The following is a 20,691-nucleotide window of genomic DNA, read 5'->3' as shown; positions in this document are numbered from 1 at the left end:
ATGGGACGAGTAATCTTGAGTCGAGCCGACCGCAGGCAGCGGGTCGGGAGGTGAGCGCAGTGCGAAGCACCGATTTCTCCGCGGGGCCGCGGGGATTGATAAGGGGGCCGCGGTGGCCCCCTTATCCCGTTCACAGGTTGTGAGCGTATTATTTTCTGCGGATAGTAAGGTGAACGGAATTATCCACAGTGCTTAACTGATCGGCATTACAGCCTGCGCTGCCTTTTTTGTGGCCTGCTACAGATTCCGCGTCGCCCTGAGTAGCGTTTCCAGCGGATACACCGCCGCTATCACCACTTCATCCTGCACCTTCGCCGCGTTATCCAGCTCGCCCTGAATTGAGGCGATCTCTTTGTCATCCAGCGTCCCCTGACGCGCCACCAGATCCGTCAGCCGCAGGCCAATCGAGGCCAGCTTATCCACCTCCTGGATCACCGGCTTGATGGCCTTCAGCTGGTAGCTGTTTTCACTTAACGCCAGCGCGTCGCTGGTATTGCTCTGCCAGCGGTTAAAGACGTGGCGCAGCGCGTCGGCACTTTCAGCATCTTCCGCGTCGCTCACCAGGCGCTCCGCCCATTTTTTCATCTGGCGCACGGTGTTACTTTCAGCGTTCAGCGCATCGGCAAAGCGGTTGAGCGGCTCAAACTGATGGTAGTTCCCGGCCTGGAACTTCAGGTGCTGACGGGTGTAATACTGCGCCGGTTCAACGGCCTGGGCGAGAATTTGCAACGGTAGCGTGTCGGCACTGTTCGCCAGTCGCGTGAACTGCACCTGCTGCTGGGTATGCTGCTGTAACCCGACCGATACCGTCGACCAGCTGTCCATCGCCTGCAGGCGGGTGTACATGTTGTCGACATCGTTGACGTCCTGCGCCGACCATAACCGCTCCGCCACCGCAAAGGCACGCGGCCACAGGCGGATATCCAGCACCGGTGCAACCACGTTTTCCGCCCACAGCGCGGCCTCACCGCCGAGCAGGTTGACCTGATGGGCGCTGTCCGGCACCACCGGCGGAATGCCTTTAGGTACCTCATCAAGACGTTTACCCTTAATCGGATAACGGGCGTTACCCACCAGGAAATAGCCGCTCAGCGTATCGTTATCGACAGAAACGACCGGGCGCGTTTCCCCCATCCAGGTATCGACGGTGAAGGTCACCTGGTTGTCATTACGCCATGCAATATCCTGCACCGCACGACGGGATTTACCCGCGAAATCAATAAACCCGCGCCAGCCAGAATCCCCTTTCACCAGCGTGAAGCTTCCTTCCACCGGCTTGCCTTTCAGGCGCGACATGGTGAAAGACCAGCTCTGAGGGCTGTCGGTATCCGTAATGACATCCACGCCGTTCAGCCCCTGCGGCACAATCTCATTGCGGTAGTGATAGGCAGTGGACTGGGGCTGGTCGAGGTAGAAACCCGTCGAGAGAATACCCTTGTAGCCGTTCTGCGCTACCTGCCCCAGTGCGTCCTGCCCTTGCCAGGACTGGATCAAGATGTTTTTTGGCAGATCGGGATGGTAGATCTCATCCCAGCCCACCATCTGCCGGTGATGTTTTTCGAGGATCGTCTCCAGCTTGCGGTTGAAATACGCCTGCAGCGCATGGCTGTCCGCCAGCCTGTTGTCGCGCATAAATTTCTGAATGGCGGCGTTCTCTTTCCACTGGGTGTCATCCACCTCGTCACCGCCGATATGCAGATACGGATCGGGGAAGATCTCTGCCAGTTCGCTGACCATCGCGTCGGCGAAGGCATAGGTCGCTTCTTTTGTCGGATCCAGCACCGGTTTTAGCACGCCCCAGTGACGCTCCATGTCATACGGCCCCGGGGCGCTCATCAGTTCAGGATATGCCACGGCGATCGCCGAGGCGTGGCCCGGCATGTCGATTTCCGGCACCACACGGATACCGCGCTCAGTGGCGTAGCGCACAATCTCGCGCATCTGTTCCGGGGTGTAATACAGCCCGTCGCTGGCAAGCCGGGTCAGCTTTGGATAGCGTTTTGAGGTAAAGCGCCATCCCTGATCGTCGGTTAAGTGCCAGTGCAGCACGTTCAGTTTCGCTGCCGCCATGCCGTCGATCTGGCGCTTGAGATCCGGCAGCGGAATAAAGTGGCGTGCCGAATCAAGCAGCAGGCCGCGCCACGGGAAGCGCGGTGAATCCTCTACAGACACCCAGGGCAGCGAGGTGTTTTCCGCACCATTCTGAATGAGCTGGAGCAATGTCTCCATTGCACGCAACGCACCGAAACGGGTATTGGCAGAGATATCGACGTCGCTGGCATCTACCGTGAGCTTATAGCTTTCATCGCTGTCCGGCAGCGGCTGCGGCTTCACCTTTTTGGCAATCTTTATACGGATGGTCGGTTTTCCCCCCTGGGGTTGCAGCGTCCAGCCGGTTTGCAGGGCGACGCGCTGACGCAGACGGTTGACCGCATCGTCGAGTTCGTCGCCGCTGACGCTGACGGACACGTTGTTGCTGAGTACCAGCGTCCCCTGGGTGACAGGGCGTTCAACCTTCGCAGGCCAGGGCATCAGAGGGAGATCGCCTGCCGGAGCGGCAAACGCTGACGCGCCGAGCATCAGCCCGGCGGTTAAGAGGCTGTACCGTAACATGAATGTTCCTTATCTGACGGGCCAAAGTAAGGCAAAACATTCTGTTAACATGCGTACAAATTGTCGTCAAGCAAACGGCATGACGAGGATCACAGGTTGTTGAATTTGAGAGGAAAGCCAGTCCCCTCACCCCGTCCCTCTCCCCTTTGGGGTGTGTACGGTCCGGGGAGAGGGTTAGGGTGAGGGGTAAGGTGTTTTTACTGCCACCCGTATCGACGGCTATAGAACCCTTTCACCATCTGCGTCAGCACCATGTAACCGGCGAGGATCGCCACCAGCCACGGGAAGTAGCTCAGCGGTAGCGCCTGGAGCTGCAGGTAGCTTGCCAGCGGTGAGAACGGCAGCGCGATACCGAGCAGCATCACAATCCCCGTCATGATAATCAGTGGCCACGCGGCGCGGCTCTGAATAAACGGAATGCGGCGCGTGCGGATCATATGCACAATCAACGTTTGTGACAGCAACCCGACCACGAACCAGCCGGACTGGAACAGTGTCTGATGCTCAGGCGTGTTGGCGTGGAACACAAACCACATCAGGCAGAAAGTCAGAATGTCAAAGATGGAGCTGATCGGGCCAAAGAACAGCATGAAACGGCCCAGATCGGACGGGTTCCAGCGCTGCGGCTTCTGGATCTGCTCGTCGTCCACGTTATCAAACGGGATCGCCACCTGAGAGACATCGTACATCAGGTTCTGGATCAGCAGGTGCAGCGGCAACATCGGCAGGAACGGCAGGAACGCGCTCGCCACCAGCACGCTGAAGACGTTACCGAAGTTAGAGCTGGCGGTCATTTTAATGTACTTCAGCATGTTAGCGAAGGTACGACGTCCTTCGATAACGCCCTCTTCCAGCACCATCAGGCTCTTTTCCAGCAGGATGATATCCGCCGCTTCACGGGCGATATCCACCGCGCCGTCAACGGAGATGCCAATGTCTGCCGCACGCAGCGCAGGCGCATCGTTGATGCCGTCACCCATAAAGCCCACTACGTGCCCCTCGCGGCGCAGCAGCGTCACGATGCGCTCTTTATGCATCGGCGTCAGGCGGGCAAACAGCGTGGTGCGCTGCGCCAGTGTTGCCAGGTCGTCGTCGGAAAGGTTCTCGATGTCGCTCCCCACCACCACGTCACCTGCATCCAGCCCCACTTCGTGACACACTTTAGCAGCCACCAGCTCGCTGTCGCCGGTGAGGATTTTTACGGTAATACCGCTCGCTTTTAACGCTTTCAGCGCAGGTGCAGTCGTCTCTTTCGGCGGATCGAGGAATGCGATGTAACCCTCAAGGATCAGATCGGATTCGTCAATGCGCTGATAGTCCCCTTCACGCGCAGGCAGAATTTTGCTGGCCACTGCCACCACGCGCAGCCCCTGACGGTTCAGGTTATCGGTGACGCGTTTGATACGGCGCAGCATGGTGTCGTCCAGCGGCACAATGTCGTCGTTATACCGCACTTGCGTGGAGACATTGAGGATCTCCTGCAATGCCCCTTTGCAGATCAGCTGATGTACATCCGGCTGCTCGCTCACCACCACCGACATACGGCGGCGTTCAAAGTCGAACGGGATCTCATCAACCTTCTGCCAGCGACCAGAGAGCGTGCGGGCCCCCCCTTCATCAACCCCTTCCAGCACGGCGACGTCGAGCAGGTTTTTCAGCCCGGTCTGGTAGTGACTGTTCAGCCAGGCGCTGTTCAGCACGCGATCGCTGGTCTTGCCGGTGATATCGGTATGGTTCTCCAGCACAATTTTGTCCTGGGTCAGCGTGCCGGTTTTATCGGTGCAGAGAATGTCCATCGCACCAAAGTTCTGGATGGCATCCAGGTGTTTGACGATCACTTTTTGCTTAGAGAGTTTTACCGCCCCGCGTGCCAGCGTGGAAGTGACAATCATCGGCAGCATTTCTGGCGTTAAGCCCACGGCGACAGAGAGCGCAAACAGCGCCGCTTCCCACCAGTCACCTTTGGTGTAGCCGTTGATCAGCAGCACAATTGGCGTCATCACCATCATAAAGCGGATCAACAACATGCTGACGCGGCCAATCCCTTTCTGGAAGGCATTCGGCTCGTTTTCCTGCTCGCTGACGCGCCCGGCAAGCTGCCCAAACCAGGTGTTGCCCCCGGTGGCGGTCACAATTGCCTGCGCCGTGCCGCTCACCACCGTGGTGCCCATAAAGCACAGGGTGTCGCACTCGAGTGGGTTCATTTGCTGTGGGTCGCGGGTTCGCGCCACCTTTTCAACCGGCAGAGATTCACCGGTCAGCGAGGCCTGCGCCACAAACAGGTCGCGCGCCTGGATGATACGTAAGTCAGCCGGGATCATATCCCCGGCCGCGAGTTTAACCAGATCGCCCGGTACCAGCTGGTCGATGGGCAGCTCAACCCAGGCATTTTCACCCAGATCGTTAATCACACGGGAGACGGTCGCCGTGTTGCTGACCATCGCTTTCAGGGCATCCGCCGCTTTGGTGGAGCGGGCTTCCTGAATAAAGTTCAGCATGGTGGAGATCCCCACCATCAGGGCGATCACGCCTGCGGCAAACAGGTCTTCAGTGGCGTAGGAAATAATGCCCAGCACCGTCAGCAGCAGGTTGAACGGGTTGCGGTAGCAGGCCCACAGGTGAACCCACCATGGGGCAGGCTTTTGCGCCGGAATTTGGTTGTCGCCATGTACCGCGCGGATTTTTTCCACTTCCGCCGCGTTCAGCCCTTCCGGATGACCACCAAAGGCACGCCAGACTTCGTTTTCATCCATCGCCGCCACGTTCAGGCAGTGTTCTGCCAGGCTGGCGGGAATGGCCGCCCCCGCGATGTTTTTGGCGTTAGGCAGTGGGTCGCGCTCAGTCAGGCGACGAGGCAGGTGGCGGCCCAGCAGCGCTTGCAACTGCCGGGTGATATTTTTCAGCATAGTCATTCCCCCGCATCCGCAAATGCGGACACAGTATTTCCTGCAGGCGTGGCAAAGCCGTACCTGACAGGCACTCTATTTTTTTAAGCAGGAACGTCTGGACGTTGCTGCCTCACGCCGGTGAGACAGCTTAAGGCTGGCTTACCGGAAAGAACGTATTCTCCCGTTCAGGAGAGATGTGGGATCGGGATCCATGTAACCTCCGGTAAGTAAATGAGGGTGTCGCCGCGCAGTATAAGGATTTAACCATACCGTTTGTGACCATTCGGGCGGTATTATAGCACCACGCAAATAAACCAAACGTAAACCAGACTTTGCCCATAGCGAAATCACGCTATAGCATTAAGGCTTGATTCACTACTTTGTCGTTGTTACAGGGAATACAGCATGCAGAACCGCCTTACGATTAAAGACATCGCGCGTTTAAGCGGCGTGGGGAAATCCACCGTGTCGCGCGTGCTGAACAACGAAAGTGGTGTCAGCGAACGCACGCGCGAACGCGTCGAGGCGGTGATGAATCAGCACGGCTTTTCCCCGTCCCGCTCTGCACGCGCCATGCGTGGGCAGAGTGACAAAGTGGTCGCCATTATTGTCTCGCGCCTGGACTCACTCTCGGAAAACCTGGCCGTTCAGACCATGCTCCCCGCTTTTTACGAGCAGGGGTATGACCCGATCATGATGGAGAGCCAGTTCTCCCCGCAAATGGTTGAAGAGCATCTGGGCATGCTCCAGCGCCGCAACATTGATGGCGTGGTGCTGTTTGGTTTTACCGGCATTCAGGAAGAGATGCTGAAACCGTGGCAACCCTCACTGGTACTGCTGGCGCGCGATGCCAGCGGATTTGCGTCTGTCTGCTACGACGACGAGGGCGCAATTATTACCCTGATGCAGCGCCTGTACGATGCGGGTCATCGCCACATCAGTTTCCTTGGCGTACCGCACGCAGACGTCACCACCGGCAAACGTCGTCATGAAGCGTACCTGGCATTTTGCAAAAAGCACAACCTCTCTGCCGTGGCCTCCCTGCCAGGGCTGGGCATGAAGCAGGGTTACGAGCAGGTCGCCAGCGTGCTAACCCCACAGACCACCGCGCTGGTGTGCGCCACGGATACCCTGGCGCTGGGCGCGAGTAAATACCTGCAGGAACACCGTATCGACGATTTACAGGTCGCCAGCGTGGGCAGCACGCCGCTGATGAAGTTCCTTCATCCTGAGATTATCACCGTCGATCCCGGTTACGCCGAGTCCGGAAGACAGGCTGCAACCCAGTTGATCGAGCAGATCAACGGCCGCACGGAACCGCGTCAGATAGTCATTCCAGCCCATCTTTCATAAACGCCATTAAACGGATTATTGTGATCTTCGCCTGATTTCGGGAACGTTCCCATTTTCGCCATCACGCGGAAGGAGTAGGCTTGCGCTCAGGTCATTACACCCCTCTCCATCTGTCATGAGGTTTCATGATGAGTAAAGTCAAACAAGCAGATATCGATCAGCTGATCGTCCTGGTCGGCGGCCGTGAAAACATTGCGACCGTCAGCCATTGCATTACCCGCCTGCGCTTTGTGCTGAACGACCCGGCCAAAGCCAACCCAAAAGCCATTGAAGAGCTTTCAATGGTGAAAGGTTGCTTTACCAACGCCGGGCAGTTCCAGGTCGTTATCGGCACTGAAGTGAGCGATTACTATCAGGCTCTGCTCGCAACCACCGGGCACTCTTCTGCCGATAAAGAGCAGGCGAAGAAAGCCGCACGCCAGAACATGAAATGGCACGAGCAGCTGATTTCCCACTTTGCGGAGATCTTCTTCCCGCTGCTGCCCGCGCTGATTAGCGGAGGCCTGATCTTAGGTTTCCGCAACGTCATCGGCGATGTCCCGATGAGCGACGGCAAAACCCTGGCGCAGATGTATCCCGCACTGAAAACGGTTTACGATTTCCTGTGGCTGATTGGCGAAGCTATCTTCTTCTACCTGCCGGTCGGTATTTGCTGGTCAGCGGTACGTAAAATGGGCGGTACACCGATTCTGGGTATCGTACTGGGCGTTACGCTGGTCTCTCCACAGTTAATGAACGCTTACTTACTTGGTCAGCAGGTACCGGAAGTATGGAACTTCGGCCTGTTCACCATCGCCAAAGTTGGCTATCAGGCGCAGGTTATCCCGGCATTGCTGGCAGGTCTGGCACTGGGCTTTATTGAAACCCGCTTAAAACGCATCGTGCCGGATTACCTCTATCTGGTGGTCGTGCCGGTTTGCTCGCTGATTATTGCGGTCTTCCTTGCCCACGCCTTTATCGGCCCGTTTGGCCGCATGATCGGCGACGGTGTAGCCTTCGCGGTTCGTCACCTGATGACCGGCAGCTTCGCGCCAATTGGTGCCGCCCTGTTCGGCTTCCTGTACGCTCCGCTGGTGATTACCGGTGTACACCAGACAACGCTGGCCATTGATATGCAGATGATTCAGAGCCTGGGCGGTACGCCAGTCTGGCCTATCATCGCGCTGTCTAACATTGCTCAGGCTTCAGCGGTCACTGGCATTATCCTGGTCAGCCGTAAGCATAACGAACGTGAAATTTCCGTGCCGGCAGCGATCTCTGCTTACCTCGGCGTGACCGAACCGGCGATGTACGGTATCAACCTCAAATACCGCTTCCCGATGCTCTGCGCGATGATCGGTTCCGGTCTGGCGGGCCTGGTCTGCGGCCTGAACGGTGTGATGGCGAACGGGATCGGCGTTGGCGGCCTGCCGGGCATCCTCTCCATTCAGCCGACCTACTGGCAGGTGTTTGCCCTGGCGATGGCCATCGCGATTATTGTCCCAATGGCGCTCACTACCGTGGTTTACCAGCGTAAGTTCCGTCAGGGCTCGCTGCAGATTGTTTAACTTCATCTTTCGGGGCGCAGTTGCGCCCCTTCGCATTTGCAGGAACGTACTATGAATACCCTTCCTCAGTGGTGGCAGAACGGTGTCATCTATCAGATCTACCCAAAGAGTTTCCAGGACACCACCGGGCGCGGCACCGGCGATTTACGCGGCGTGACGCAGCGCCTGGACTATCTGAAAACGCTTGGGATCGACGCCATCTGGCTGACACCGTTTTATATCTCCCCGCAGATAGATAACGGTTACGACGTGGCGAACTACATCGCCATCGACCCGGCCTACGGTACGCTGGATGACTTTGACGAGCTGGTCGCCCAGGCGCACGCACGCGGTATTCGCATCGTGCTGGATATGGTGTTCAACCATACCTCGACGCAGCACGCCTGGTTCCGCGAATCGCTGAAAAAAGAGAGCCCGTACCGCCAGTTTTATATCTGGCGGGACGGTACACCAGAACAGCGACCCAACAACTGGCGCTCCAAATTTGGTGGCAACGCCTGGGACTGGCACGCCGAAAGCGAGCAGTATTATCTGCACTTGTTCGCACCTGAGCAGGCCGATCTCAACTGGGAAAACCCGGCCGTACGTGCAGAGCTGAAAAAGGTCTGCGAGTTCTGGGCCGATCGCGGTGTCGACGGTTTACGTCTCGACGTGATTAACCTGATCTCCAAAGACCAGGATTTCCCGAATGACAACGCAGGTGATGGCCGTCGTTTCTACACCGACGGGCCGCGTATTCACGAGTATTTGCAGGAGATGAGCCGCGACGTCTTTACCCCGCGTCACCTGATGACGGTGGGTGAGATGTCTTCAACCTCGCTGGAAAACTGCCAGCAATACGCGTCACTGGACGGGCGCGAGCTGTCGATGACCTTTAACTTCCACCACCTGAAGGTTGATTACCCCGGCGGTGAAAAGTGGACGAAAGCAGAGCCGGACTACGTGGCGCTGAAAACCCTCTTCCGCCACTGGCAACAGGGTATGCACAATAAAGCCTGGAATGCGCTGTTCTGGTGTAACCACGATCAGCCGCGCATCGTCTCGCGCTTTGGTGACGAAGGGGAATACCGTACCCAGGCCGCGAAGATGCTCGGCATGGTGCTGCACGGGATGCAGGGCACGCCGTATATTTACCAGGGCGAAGAGCTGGGCATGACCAACCCGCACTTCACCCGCATTACCGATTACCGCGATGTGGAAAGCCTGAACATGTTCGCTGAACTACGGGAAAAAGGTCGCGATCCTGAGGAGTTACTGGCCATTCTGGCGAGCAAGTCCCGCGATAATGGCCGCACGCCGATGCAGTGGGATGCCTCGCACAATGCGGGCTTCACTGAGGGAGAGCCGTGGATTGGTGTCTGCGATAATTACGAAACTGTGAACGCCCGCGCGGCGCTGGACGATCCTGACTCGGTGTTTTACACCTATCAGTCGCTTATTGCGCTACGCAAAACCCTGCCGGTACTGACGTGGGGAGATTATCAGGATCTGCTACCTGAGCACCCTTCCCTGTGGTGCTACCGCCGCCAGTGGCAGGGGCAAACCCTGGTGGTGGTTGCCAACCTCAGCCGGGAGTGCCAGGAATGGCGACCAGAAGCCGTCAGTGGCGACTGGCAGGTGATGATCAGCAATTACGGAGAGACGGCGAACTGCCCACAAGCAATGACGCTACGGCCGTTTGAAGCAGTGTGGTGGCAACAAGCTTAAAAACCACAAGAGATACAAAAAGGACTTTGTATCTCTTTGTTATTTAAAGTGTATAACGATACGCTGAATGTATGACAATAACTTTTACAGATCGTAATAATTAAAATAAAAATGTCACTGTCAATATTAATAACATCGGCAGGACATCATGAAGAATTTAATTATTAAAGCAAGTTGTATGAGTGCGTTGCTTATTAGTGGTCAGGGATGGTGTGGAAATACGTCTGTAGATCTTCGTTTTGGTCATAACACCAGTTCTGATGTTAATGATTCCCGTATTAAGGTTATGCATCAGGCAGATAACGGTTTTTATTTCTCCGTTGAAGCCGCACAGAACCACAATGACACCTTTTTTGGTGATACCGACAGATACAACTCTGATGATAAAGGGGTAACAGAAGCGGCTCAGGAAATAGAAACTCGCTGGCGCTTTGATTTGGGTAATGGTTATGCCGTGGCTCCCGGTCTGGTCACCGTATTCACAGCCAGTAATACCCATTATCGTCCCTTTATTCAGGGCTGGAAATCATTCGATAATGGTCTGAACCTCTCCGCACGTTACCGCTATAACACCGTTAATGATGCACACAGCGACAGAGAATTAGACGGTAGCGGTTATACACGCCGTGAATCACATCAGTTCGATCTCTGGTTCGCTTATAATATCGGTAAATTCGGTATGTCCTATAACCCACGCTTCCGCTATCAGGACGGTGTTGACCAGGGCACTGGCGACGATACCTACTGGGAACATACCGTATCCTTCAACTATAAGCTCGATGATGGCTGGACGCCTTACGTTGAACTCGTCTCACTGGATAAAACCTATATCAATGATGATGGTAATCATGAAAATGATTACGCCATTCGACTGGGCGTCGTTAAGCAACTCTAAGCCTGAGGCTATGCCGCATCGTGTTGCAGCAACCAGCAGCCGATGCGGTCAACAGCATTCAGCAGCTCCAGCTGGCCTTCCCGCTGATATAAAGAGATCGCGTTTATGTTGATTTCCAGAGGCCAGCACAACGTAGATACCGACGCCAGCGTAGATCCCTCGCGAGTTATCGCGATAATCTTTAACCCTTTACGCAACGCGTTACGCGCCATTTCAATTAACGATTGTGTCTCGCCTGACTTACTGATCAGTACCAGTGTTCCTCTGGAAACACGCGTTAGCTGATGCACATCATTAAGAATTAAATGTGGTAAACTTGCCAGAGATAAAAACCGTGATAAATAATTCAGGCTAGTCAGTGATGCACCCCGTGCATATAAATAAATATGGCTGGAGTGCAGTAACAGTTCAGATAATTGCGTGACAATATTATCTTCACCAGTGAGCGTAACGGGCCACGAAGGTGTCGCCGTTAACTGATCGCGTAAAAATTTGTATCGTAGTTCAGTGTAACTATTATACCCCATTTTTTTACACACCCGGTTAACAGATGTTGTCGTGGTAAAGGTATCTCGCGCGATCGCTTTCGCTGAGATAGTAGAAATATCATGTGCATGGTGTTGAATATACTCGAATATTAATCGTTCACTTCCCTGGAAAGAATTCATATTTCGCTCTCATAAAAAATATAATTTAATATTAACAAAGAACCGTTTTCTTCTCTGGAAGGAGAATCACATATTACGGAAATGAGTATCACGGTACGCAATTAGTATCAGCAAACGTTAAGGGTTGTTTTTATTTGTATTTATAATCGCCTCAATTCTCTTTGAGGAAATTATCACCATGACTAAACAAAGAATTGTTGCCGTGACGGCCTGTCCTACCGGTATCGCTCATACGTTTATGGCTGCCAATAAAATTACAGCATGGGCGAAAGAAAAGGGTATTGATGTCAAAGTCGAAACCCAGGGAAGCGACGGTGTTAAGAACAAACTGTCGGCCCACGATATCGCCAGCGCCAGTGCCATTATTCTCGCCACCGACGTTCCCCTTCAGGACGCCGAGCGTTTCGACCATGTGCCGCACCTGAAAACGCGCACCCAGGAGCTTATCAGGCATACCGATCGTTACCTGCGCCAGGCGCTGGCAATGGAAAAAACGGTCACGCACATTGAAGACCACGCTGAAAGCAGCCGCTCCGCTTACCAAATCTTTATTGGCCATATCATGGCCGCCATCAGCTACATGCTGCCGGTTGTTGTGCTGGGTGGCCTGCTGATGGCGACGGCGAAAATTACCGGGCAATTTATCAGCATCGAACACACGCCGTTTAGCGTGCTGGATAAGCTTGGGTTCATGACCATTAAATTTATGTACCCTGTTTTTGCCATGTATCTCGCGTTTTCAATTGCCGGTAAGCCTGCGCTGATCCCCGGGCTGATTGGCGGCATCATGTCTGATGAGGTTTACAAGCGCTTCTTTGACATTGAAGGGTTTATGCCATCAGGCTTTTTTGGCGCGATAGGTATCGGCTTTTTTGTCGGCTATCTGGTGCGCTGGCTTAACGATACCATTCAGGTTCGCCAACAGCTTACAACGATTAAGACCATGTTAATGGTGCCGCTGATTACCGGTATTACGCTGGTGATGGTGATGGAATACCTGATTAACCCTGTTTTTGGTGCGCTCAACCAGCTGATGGTTGAATTCTTTACTTCCGCCGGGGATACCGGGCGCGGTTTCTATTCCGCGATGATCGCCGCAGGCACCGCTTTTGACCTGGGTGGCCCGGTGAATAAAGCCGCCGGTTCCGTGGCGCTGGGTCTGAATGGCGTCAGTGAAACCTTTGATTTAACCGCCAGAGAGCTGGCGATTGTTATTCCTTCCATTGGTGTAGGTATCGCCGCATTTCTGAACGGGCGCTTCGGCCTTCCTGCCGTGTTCAGTAGTGAAGAGAAAACAGTGGGCAGCACATCATTGCTGCTGGGTTTCATCGGCATATCAGAAGGTGCGATCCCCTTCATTCTGAAAAACCCACGGCTGATCCCCGTCTTCATGGCTGGCGCAATGTCCGGCGCACTGCTGGCTATCGCACTGGGAGTGAAGCAAACCCTGCCACTTCCGGCGATATGGGGATGGCCGCTGGCAACCAACGTCACGGGATATCTGCTAAGCGTTTTCACTGGTGCACTGGTCTGTGCGCTGGGCGTTCTCTATGCCAGCCCACGAATGGCGAAGTAAGGACAGGAAGATGAGTCACATCCACGTCGTCGCACATACGCACTGGGATCAGGAGTGGTATTTCACGCTCCAGGACAGCAACATTCTGGCGTCTTACAATTTCGCTGAAGTGATTGCCACGCTCGAACAAGATCCGTCATATACCTGCTACCACCTTGATGGGCAAATGGCCGTCGTTGAGGATTTCCTGGGCATTAACCCCGAATATCGCCAGCGCCTGAATACACTGGTACGCGACAAGCGTCTGTTTATTGGACCGTGGTATTCGCAAACCGATACCTACAACGTTCACGGCGAGTCAATTATTCGCAACCTGAAATACGGTATGTTGTCCGCGAGGGAACATGGCCATGCCATGATGGTGGGATACCTGCCGGATACGTTCGGCCACAATGCACAAATGCCGACCCTGCTACGCGGCTGCGGCATTGATAACATTGTATTCTGGCGCGGCATTAACCACGACGAGCAGGCCAGCAAGAGTCAGTTTATCTGGCGAGCCCCCTCAGGAGCCGAAATCATCGCCTGCGCGATGGCATTTGGCTATGGCGCAGCAAAAAATATCAGCGCCGATGCTGAACACCTGCATGGCAAAATTTACCCGCTCGTCAATGCGCTTCGCCAGCGCGCCGGGCTGGAACATTTATTACTGCCCAGCGGCGGCGATCAGGTCAATATCGATCCTGATTTACCCGGTATTCTGCGCACGGCGAGCCAGCACTCACCAGAAAATGACCAGTACCGGATCGGCTCGCTGGAGCACTACGTCGGGCTCCTGCGACAGCGGCAAGGCGGTTTTGAGCGCTGGGAAGGTGAACTGAAATCCCCTCGTTATACGCGCATTCACAAAACGATCGGCTCCGTCCGTTATGACATCAAAAAGAAAAATTACGATATTGAACAATTTATCCTGCGTCGGCTGGAGCCCACGATTGCGTTAGCGCGTCATCACGGTATTCACGTCAATCTGGAATGGGTCGATCGCATCTGGAAACAGCTATTGCGCTGCCATGCTCACGATTCCATTGGCGGTTGTAATAGCGATGCCACCAACCGTGATATTGCTCATCGCCTCGAGCAAACCGAGCAGCTTTGCCACAGCCTGTGGAATCTGGTGGTGAAAGAACTGGGCTCGGCGTGCTGCCAGGAAGGTGAGCTACTGGTTGTGAATACCAGTGCGGATAAGGCGTCACGCGTCGTGAATACCACGGTATACAGCCGCAGCGATACCCTTGCGCTACGGTACCAACACCAGCCTCTGGCGTTCAGCGTTCTCGACCGGCAGTCCCTCCCTGGTGGGCGGGTTGTTCAACTGACGCCTGAAGGTGAAAAAGAGATCGTATTACCCGACTATTACCGCTGGAACATCGCGCTGGATATGCCGGACTTACCCGCTCTCGGTTATATGGCCGTCACCGTAGCAGAAGCACCGGGCATAAGCGATTGGGCACATACCGTCCAGGATACCGTTATTGAAAACGAGACGAGCAGGCTGCGAATCGAAGCGGGTTATCTCTCTCTGGAAGATAAACATAGCGGCAGGCGGATTGAAAAACTGTTCACGTTCGAAGACTGCGCCGACGCAGGCGACAGCTACGACTTCTCCCCACTGAAGGGCGATACGCCTCAATACACTGCTCAATTCAGGCTTCTTGACTGCCAGAAGTGTCAGCTCATCGAAAGAATGACGTTAGAAACGGAACTCTTGTTACCCGTGGATCTGGCAGCTCGCGCGGGAGGCGCAACAAAAACGCTGTCCGTGCGGCTGCAGTGTGAACTGCGCAAATACGATCCTCATTTATATGTCGCGATAGATCTGGAGAACACCGTTTGCGATCACCGTCTGCGCTTGCTGATCAACAGCGATATCACGACGCGGCACACCCTTGCCTCGCAGCCTTTTTCGATCATCCGCCGTCAGGCTGGCGTGAAAAACGATCGGTGGCGTCAGCAGTACCGGGAATTTCCCGTGGATATCGAAACCAGTGAGGGGATTATTGCTGTTGAAGACGCAGGTAAAGCGCTGATCATTAACAGCCAGGGAATGAAAGAGTTTCAGCTCCACGGAACAGAACCCGCCCACATTGCACTGACGCTGTTTAAAGCCACGGGGGTGCTGGGCCGCGACGATCTTGCCTGGCGACCTGGCCGTGCCTCGGGGATCAATAACACCATTGTTGAAACACCGGACGCACAGCTCCTCAAACCGCTGCACTTTTCTTTTGCCCTGTCGCTGGCAGACAACGCAGAGCACGCCACGTTACGGAAACGGGAAAAACAGGCTATTGGCCAACCCTTTACCTGGCAGCGGCAAACGCTGCATACGCTGGATAACCGTCTTGAGCGGTTCACATTAAACATAAAAACGCGCTCGCTGCCGGGTTATTTCTCGCTTCTGGACGTCCCCGAGCCGCTCATACTTTCCGCTCTGCCACATGCCCAAACGGTGAACGGCACCCTCGTGCGTCTTTTTAACGCCGGTGACCAGCCGGTGCCCGTTCCGGCCTGTTTTACAGCGCTTGCACAGGTCAACTATCTGGAAGAGATCGTCCCCACACAAACCATGATCCCGCCTTCCAGTAGCTGTGATTTTCTTATTGCTTACACGGAGCGTAACGATCCGCAATGACTCTTACCCCTCTGATTAACGAAACACTCACGCAGCTGTATCCCCATCAGGATCCCGCTGTGACCGGCGAGAGAATTCTCCAACTCTGCAAACAATGGGAGTCTGGTCAACACACCCCGGTTCCGCTGGACCAAACCCGCGTCTGGATGATTGCTTATGGTGACAGTATGACCTCACCAGGCGCACCGGCACTTAACGTACTGCACCGGTTTTCACAGACGTGGCTGAAAGAGAGGATCAGTGACATCCACCTGCTGCCTATGTATCCGTGGAGTTCCGATGATGGGTTTAGCGTCAAAGATTACCGACAAATAGCCCCTGAACTGGGCGGCTGGCAGGACGTCGAAGCGATGGCAAAAGATTTCAATCTGATGTTCGACTTCGTTATCAACCATATCTCCCGGGAAAGCACCTGGTTTAAAGGGTATCTGAACGGTGATGCCCGCTACGAGAATTTTTTCCTGAATGCCGACCCGGAGGGCGATTACCATCAGGTGACGCGTCCCCGGGCGTTACCGCTACTCACGCCATTTACACGTAAAAGCGGGGAAAAGGTTCATATCTGGACAACATTTAGCGCCGATCAGATAGATTTGAATTTCCGTGAACCGGAAGTCCTTCTGGAGAGCATTGCGATCCTGCTGGAATATGCCGCCCGTGGCGCACGCGCGATCCGTCTGGATGCTATCGGTTTTCTCTGGAAGGAGCCAAATAGCCGCTGTATTCATCTTCCACAGGTGCACCAAATCATTAAGCTCTGGCGAGCCATTCTTGATAAAACGTTCCCCGATTGCCTGCTCATTACGGAAACCAACGTCCCGCATCAGGAGAATATCCGTTACTTTGGTGCCGGTGATGAAGCAAGCATGGTCTATCAGTTCCCCTTGCCTCCGCTGACGCTGCATGCATTTTTACGCGGCAATGCTCGCTGGCTGAGACAGTGGGCAAAAACGCTGGAAGCCGACCCCCTTCCTGGCAACTGCACATTTTTCAACTTCCTGGCCAGCCATGACGGTATTGGTTTACGCCCGGTAGAGAATGTGCTGGATGCAGAGGAAAAAAACTTTCTGATCAGTGAAGTGGAACGCAAAGAAGGACGTATTTCCTGGAAAACGGATCCTGACGGTAGCCAGTCGCCGTATGAACTCAACATCAACTATCTGAGTGCGTTAAGCGAACCCGGCGAAAGCCAGAACTCACAGATAGCCCGCTTCAGCGCCGCACATGCGATTTTATTCATGCTACAGGGCGTTCCGGCAATTTATTACCACAGCCTGCTCGGGAGTGAAAATGATGTTGCCGGGCTGCGCGCCTCTGGCATTAACCGGCGTATCAATCGCGAAAAGCTGGATCTTTCACGCCTGCACAGTGAGCTTATCGACCCACAGAGCCTGCGTGCCCGCATCTATGGCGAACTGACGAAACTGTTACAGATACGGCGGCAGCATCCGGCCTTTTCGCCCCACGCCGGGCAGCGTGTCCTGCCGCTGGAGGACTCGCTCTTTGGTGTGGTACGCCAGAATAAACAAGAAAGCGAAACCCTCTATTGTGTCGTCAACGTCACGGGAACCCCGCAGCCGCTTTCGTTACCGGTGTCAGGTATCGATCTCGTGACAAACAAACCGTTTACCGGCAGGTGCATTCTTGCAGGCTGGCAGACACTGTGGGTTCAGGTTAACTCACCCCTGGAGGCATAAAATGAATTTACTCACGCTGACTCACGCTGATTTCATCTTTATCAACCCCGAGCCACGCACGCCGGAAGCGCTCATCAGGCACATGTCAGATTCGCTAGCCAGACGGGGTGTGATCCACGATAAGCACGCGTTTATTGATAGTGTCTTACATCGCGAAAGCGAAGGCCCTACCGCGCTCGGTGAAGAGCTTGCCGTCCCGCATGGAAAATCAGAATCTGTCGCCCAGGCGGCCTTCTGTGTTGCACTTTTTGAAGAGCCCATCACATGGCCCGGGCTGGAGGGCGACGAAAAGGTCAGAATGGTATTCCTGCTGGCCATTCCTTCCCGTGAAGCGGGAAGCACCCATATGCAGCTTCTGACAACGCTGACGACCTCCCTCACTGATGACGAAACGCGCAGTAACCTTCTCGCGGCAAGCACCCGCGAAGAGGTGCTGTCCATTTTAGGGAGTGAGGAGGAAGCGCCTGTACCACCTGCAATGCCTGCCGCACCGGCTAACAACCCACTGGTTCCGGTGATACTTGGCATCATCACCGCAGTGGCGCTGATCAACGCCGGGCTAAGCTGGGCCGGTCACCTGTAACGCAGAACTCACACCTGTCAGTCAAAACCAGGCTCAGCGCAACCTGCGCTGAGCTGATGATTTTGTTGAAAAATTAATCAAAATTTGACGCAAGGAATTTACAAAGCCTGTAACGCTTGTCATCTGTACTCTCCCTTTTTTACTTTGTTCTGAATCAAAAAAATCGCAAACAAGTTTGATGCAAATCACTATATGTAGCACTTAAAATGCACGCCGACCCAACATCTTGTATTTATCGTCTACTATTCCAACAACAAGACGGCGACCCTGCTCCCCGGAATTGTGGATAACAAGTGTCGGGAACGAGGGAAATAGCGGGGCGGATTGAAAATCTGCCCGGCGCAATCTTCTCCACCTCTGTGGATAACCTGTTTTTAAAATGGAGTGATCATGACACCGCATGTGATGAAACGTGATGGCTGTAAAGTGCCGTTTAAATCAGAGCGCATCAAAGAAGCCATTCTGCGTGCAGCTAAAGCAGCGGGAGTCGATGACGCAGATTACTGCGCCACCGTCGCAGAAGTCGTTAGCAGCCAGATGAATACACGCAGCCAGGTTGATATCAGCGAGATCCAGACTGCCGTTGAGAACCAGCTGATGTCGGGGCCTTACAAGCAGCTGGCCCGCGCCTACATTGAGTATCGCCACGATCGTGACATTCAGCGTGAGAAGCGCGGTCGTCTGAACCAGGATATTCGTGGTCTGGTAGAGCAGACCAACTCCGCCCTGCTCAATGAAAATGCGAACAAAGACAGTAAAGTCATCCCGACCCAGCGTGACCTGCTGGCGGGTATTGTTGCCAAACACTATGCCCGTCAGCACCTGCTGCCGCGCGACGTCGTTTCCGCGCACGAGCGCGGCGAGATCCACTACCACGATCTCGACTACTCGCCGTTCTTCCCGATGTTCAACTGCATGCTGATCGATCTGAAAGGGATGCTGACCCACGGTTTTAAAATGGGTAACGCCGAGATTGAACCGCCAAAATCCATCTCCACCGCTACCGCAGTAACGGCGCAGATTATCGCCCAGGTCGCCAGCCATATTTACGGTGGCACCACCATTAACCGCATTGATGAAGTGCTTGCGCCGTTTGTCAGCGCGAGCTTCAACAAGCACCGTACAACGGCGGAAGAGTGGCAAATCCCGGATGCCGACGGCTATGCCCATTCGCGCACCGAAAAAGAGTGTTACGACGCATTCCAGTCGCTGGAGTATGAAGTTAACACGCTGCACACCGCCAACGGCCAGACGCCGTTTGTCACCTTCGGTTTCGGCCTGGGTACCAGCTGGGAATCGCGACTGATCCAACAGTCCATTCTGCGCAACCGCATCTCTGGTCTTGGCAAGAACCGCAAAACGGCGGTATTCCCAAAACTGGTGTTTGCCATTCGTGACGGTCTGAACCACAAGTTTGGCGACCCGAATTACGACATCAAGCAGCTGGCACTGGAGTGCGCAAGCAAGCGTATGTATCCGGACATCCTGAACTACGATCAGGTGGTCAAGGTCACCGGTTCGTTTAAAACGCCAATGGGCTGTCGCAGCTTCCTCGGCGTGTACGAGGATGAAAACGGCGAGCAGATCCACGACGGGCGTAATAACCTGGGCGTGATCAGCCTTAACCTGCCGCGCATCGCGCTGGAGGCCAAAGGTAATGAAGCGGCCTTCTGGACGCTGCTGGACGAACGTCTGCTGCTGGCACGTAAAGCGTTGATGACCCGTATTGCCCGCCTGGAAGGGGTGAAGGCGCGCGTTGCGCCAATCCTGTATATGGAAGGTGCCTGCGGCGTGCGTCTGAAAGCAGACGATGACGTTTCTGAGATCTTCAAAAATGGCCGTGCGTCTATCTCGCTGGGCTATATCGGCATTCACGAAACCATCAACGCGCTGTCTGGTGACAAGCATATGTATGACAGCGATGCGCTGCGTGAAAAAGGTGTCGCTATCGTGCAGCGCCTGCGCGATGCGGTTGACCTGTGGAAAGATGAAACCGGCTATGGCTTTAGCCTGTACAGCACCCCGAGCGAAAACCTGTGCGACCGTTTCTGCCGCCTGGACACCGCAGAGTTTGGCATCATTGAAGGGGTGACCGACAAAGGTTACTACACCAACAGCTTCCACCTCGACGTCGAGAAAAAAGTTAACCCGTACGACAAGATCGACTTTGAAGCTGCTTACCCGCCCATCGCCAGCGGTGGTTTCATCTGCTACGGCGAGTACCCAAACATCCAGCACAACCTGAAAGCGCTGGAAGACGTGTGGGATTACAGCTATCAGCACGTGCCGTATTACGGTACGAACACGCCTATCGATGAGTGCTACGAGTGCGGCTTTACCGGTGAGTTCGAATGCACCAGCAAAGGATTCACCTGTCCGAAATGCGGCAACCATGATGCCTCGCGCGTTTCCGTGACTCGCCGCGTGTGTGGTTATCTCGGCAGCCCTGATGCACGTCCGTTTAACGCCGGTAAGCAGGAAGAGGTGAAACGCCGCGTGAAACATCTGGGGAATGGGCAGATCGGGTAAGTTCTT

General features: G+C 54.7%; 12 protein-coding genes. 9 read left to right on the top strand and 3 right to left on the bottom strand.

The features are described from left to right. Nucleotides 1-237: 237 nt before the first annotated feature. A complete protein-coding gene (locus ACJ9N4_RS13075; RefSeq protein ID WP_411500536.1) occupies nt 238-2,613 on the bottom strand; it encodes a beta-N-acetylhexosaminidase in 2,376 nt (791 codons plus the stop codon). A 197-nt stretch (nt 2,614-2,810) separates the two neighbouring features. Beyond that, nucleotides 2,811-5,519 carry a magnesium-translocating P-type ATPase gene (gene mgtA, locus ACJ9N4_RS13070; protein ID WP_411500535.1) on the bottom strand — a complete coding sequence of 903 codons (2,709 nt, stop codon included), beginning with the start codon at nt 5,517-5,519 and terminating at the stop codon, nt 2,811-2,813. Nucleotides 5,520-5,906: 387 nt separating this feature from the next. On the opposite strand from mgtA, the gene treR reads away from it, so the two are divergent. The 4 genes from treR (at nt 5,907) to ACJ9N4_RS13050 (ending at nt 11,003) form a co-directional block, all read left to right on the top strand. Further along, nucleotides 5,907-6,854, top strand: coding sequence for a trehalose operon repressor TreR (gene treR / locus ACJ9N4_RS13065; protein WP_182273554.1), 948 nt, complete (start codon nt 5,907-5,909; stop codon nt 6,852-6,854). A gap of 128 nt (nt 6,855-6,982) precedes the next feature. Further along, nucleotides 6,983-8,401, top strand: a complete 1,419-nt coding sequence (treB, locus tag ACJ9N4_RS13060) for a PTS trehalose transporter subunit IIBC (protein ID WP_182919995.1) — start codon at nt 6,983-6,985, stop codon at nt 8,399-8,401. A gap of 51 nt (nt 8,402-8,452) precedes the next feature. Continuing rightward, entirely contained in the window at nt 8,453-10,108 is a 1,656-nt protein-coding gene (gene treC, locus ACJ9N4_RS13055; RefSeq protein ID WP_182919316.1) for an alpha,alpha-phosphotrehalase, read from the top strand. Nucleotides 10,109-10,256: 148 nt separating this feature from the next. Continuing rightward, on the top strand, nt 10,257-11,003 hold the full coding sequence (locus ACJ9N4_RS13050; protein ID WP_182273552.1) for an oligogalacturonate-specific porin KdgM family protein: 747 nt from the start codon (nt 10,257-10,259) through the stop codon (nt 11,001-11,003). A gap of 8 nt (nt 11,004-11,011) precedes the next feature. On the opposite strand, the gene ACJ9N4_RS13045 is transcribed toward ACJ9N4_RS13050, so the two are convergent. Next, complete coding sequence (locus ACJ9N4_RS13045) at nt 11,012-11,671, bottom strand: MurR/RpiR family transcriptional regulator (protein ID WP_182273551.1); 660 nt, start codon at nt 11,669-11,671, stop codon at nt 11,012-11,014. A 178-nt stretch (nt 11,672-11,849) separates the two neighbouring features. Here ACJ9N4_RS13045 and ACJ9N4_RS13040 point away from each other — a divergent pair, with 178 nt between their 5' ends. The 5 genes from ACJ9N4_RS13040 to nrdD all read left to right on the top strand — a co-directional run bounded on the left by ACJ9N4_RS13040 (nt 11,850) and on the right by nrdD (nt 20,685). After that, on the top strand, nt 11,850-13,247 hold the full coding sequence (locus tag ACJ9N4_RS13040; RefSeq protein WP_182919315.1) for a PTS fructose transporter subunit IIC: 1,398 nt from the start codon (nt 11,850-11,852) through the stop codon (nt 13,245-13,247). A gap of 10 nt (nt 13,248-13,257) precedes the next feature. Continuing rightward, entirely contained in the window at nt 13,258-15,876 is a 2,619-nt protein-coding gene (locus tag ACJ9N4_RS13035) for a glycoside hydrolase family 38 C-terminal domain-containing protein (RefSeq protein ID WP_182919314.1), read from the top strand. Next, a complete protein-coding gene (locus ACJ9N4_RS13030) occupies nt 15,873-17,573 on the top strand; it encodes a sugar phosphorylase (protein ID WP_182919313.1) in 1,701 nt (566 codons plus the stop codon). Before ACJ9N4_RS13035 ends, ACJ9N4_RS13030 begins: the two co-directional genes overlap by 4 nt. Before the next feature lies 1 nt (nt 17,574). After that, nucleotides 17,575-18,156: a fructose PTS transporter subunit IIA gene (locus ACJ9N4_RS13025; RefSeq protein ID WP_182919312.1), complete on the top strand. Its 582-nt coding sequence runs from the start codon at nt 17,575-17,577 to the stop codon at nt 18,154-18,156. A gap of 390 nt (nt 18,157-18,546) precedes the next feature. Continuing rightward, complete coding sequence (nrdD, locus tag ACJ9N4_RS13020) at nt 18,547-20,685, top strand: anaerobic ribonucleoside-triphosphate reductase (RefSeq protein WP_182919311.1); 2,139 nt, start codon at nt 18,547-18,549, stop codon at nt 20,683-20,685. The last annotated feature ends 6 nt before the right edge of the window (nt 20,686-20,691 follow it).

The sequence above is a fragment of the Enterobacter sp. LM3 genome (genome assembly GCF_046622475.1).
Lineage (GTDB): Bacteria > Pseudomonadota > Gammaproteobacteria > Enterobacterales > Enterobacteriaceae > Enterobacter > Enterobacter cloacae_P.
Note: the sequence above shows the minus strand (reverse complement) of the source record. Positions and strands in the feature narration are given on the sequence as shown.

Bases quoted from the DNA above. Each gene is read 5' to 3' on its own strand.
- ACJ9N4_RS13030 (WP_182919313.1), top strand. From the start codon at position 15,873: ATGACTCTTACCCCTCTGATTAACGAAACACTCACGCAGCTGTATCCC.
- ACJ9N4_RS13050 (WP_182273552.1), top strand. From the start codon at position 10,257: ATGAAGAATTTAATTATTAAAGCAAGTTGTATGAGTGCGTTGCTTATT.
- ACJ9N4_RS13025 (WP_182919312.1), top strand. From the start codon at position 17,575: ATGAATTTACTCACGCTGACTCACGCTGATTTCATCTTTATCAACCCC.
- treB (WP_182919995.1), top strand. From the start codon at position 6,983: ATGAGTAAAGTCAAACAAGCAGATATCGATCAGCTGATCGTCCTGGTC.
- ACJ9N4_RS13045 (WP_182273551.1), bottom strand. From the start codon at position 11,671: ATGAATTCTTTCCAGGGAAGTGAACGATTAATATTCGAGTATATTCAA.
- treC (WP_182919316.1), top strand. From the start codon at position 8,453: ATGAATACCCTTCCTCAGTGGTGGCAGAACGGTGTCATCTATCAGATC.
- ACJ9N4_RS13075 (WP_411500536.1), bottom strand. From the start codon at position 2,613: ATGTTACGGTACAGCCTCTTAACCGCCGGGCTGATGCTCGGCGCGTCA.
- ACJ9N4_RS13040 (WP_182919315.1), top strand. From the start codon at position 11,850: ATGACTAAACAAAGAATTGTTGCCGTGACGGCCTGTCCTACCGGTATC.
- treR (WP_182273554.1), top strand. From the start codon at position 5,907: ATGCAGAACCGCCTTACGATTAAAGACATCGCGCGTTTAAGCGGCGTG.
- mgtA (WP_411500535.1), bottom strand. From the start codon at position 5,519: ATGCTGAAAAATATCACCCGGCAGTTGCAAGCGCTGCTGGGCCGCCAC.
- nrdD (WP_182919311.1), top strand. From the start codon at position 18,547: ATGACACCGCATGTGATGAAACGTGATGGCTGTAAAGTGCCGTTTAAA.
- ACJ9N4_RS13035 (WP_182919314.1), top strand. From the start codon at position 13,258: ATGAGTCACATCCACGTCGTCGCACATACGCACTGGGATCAGGAGTGG.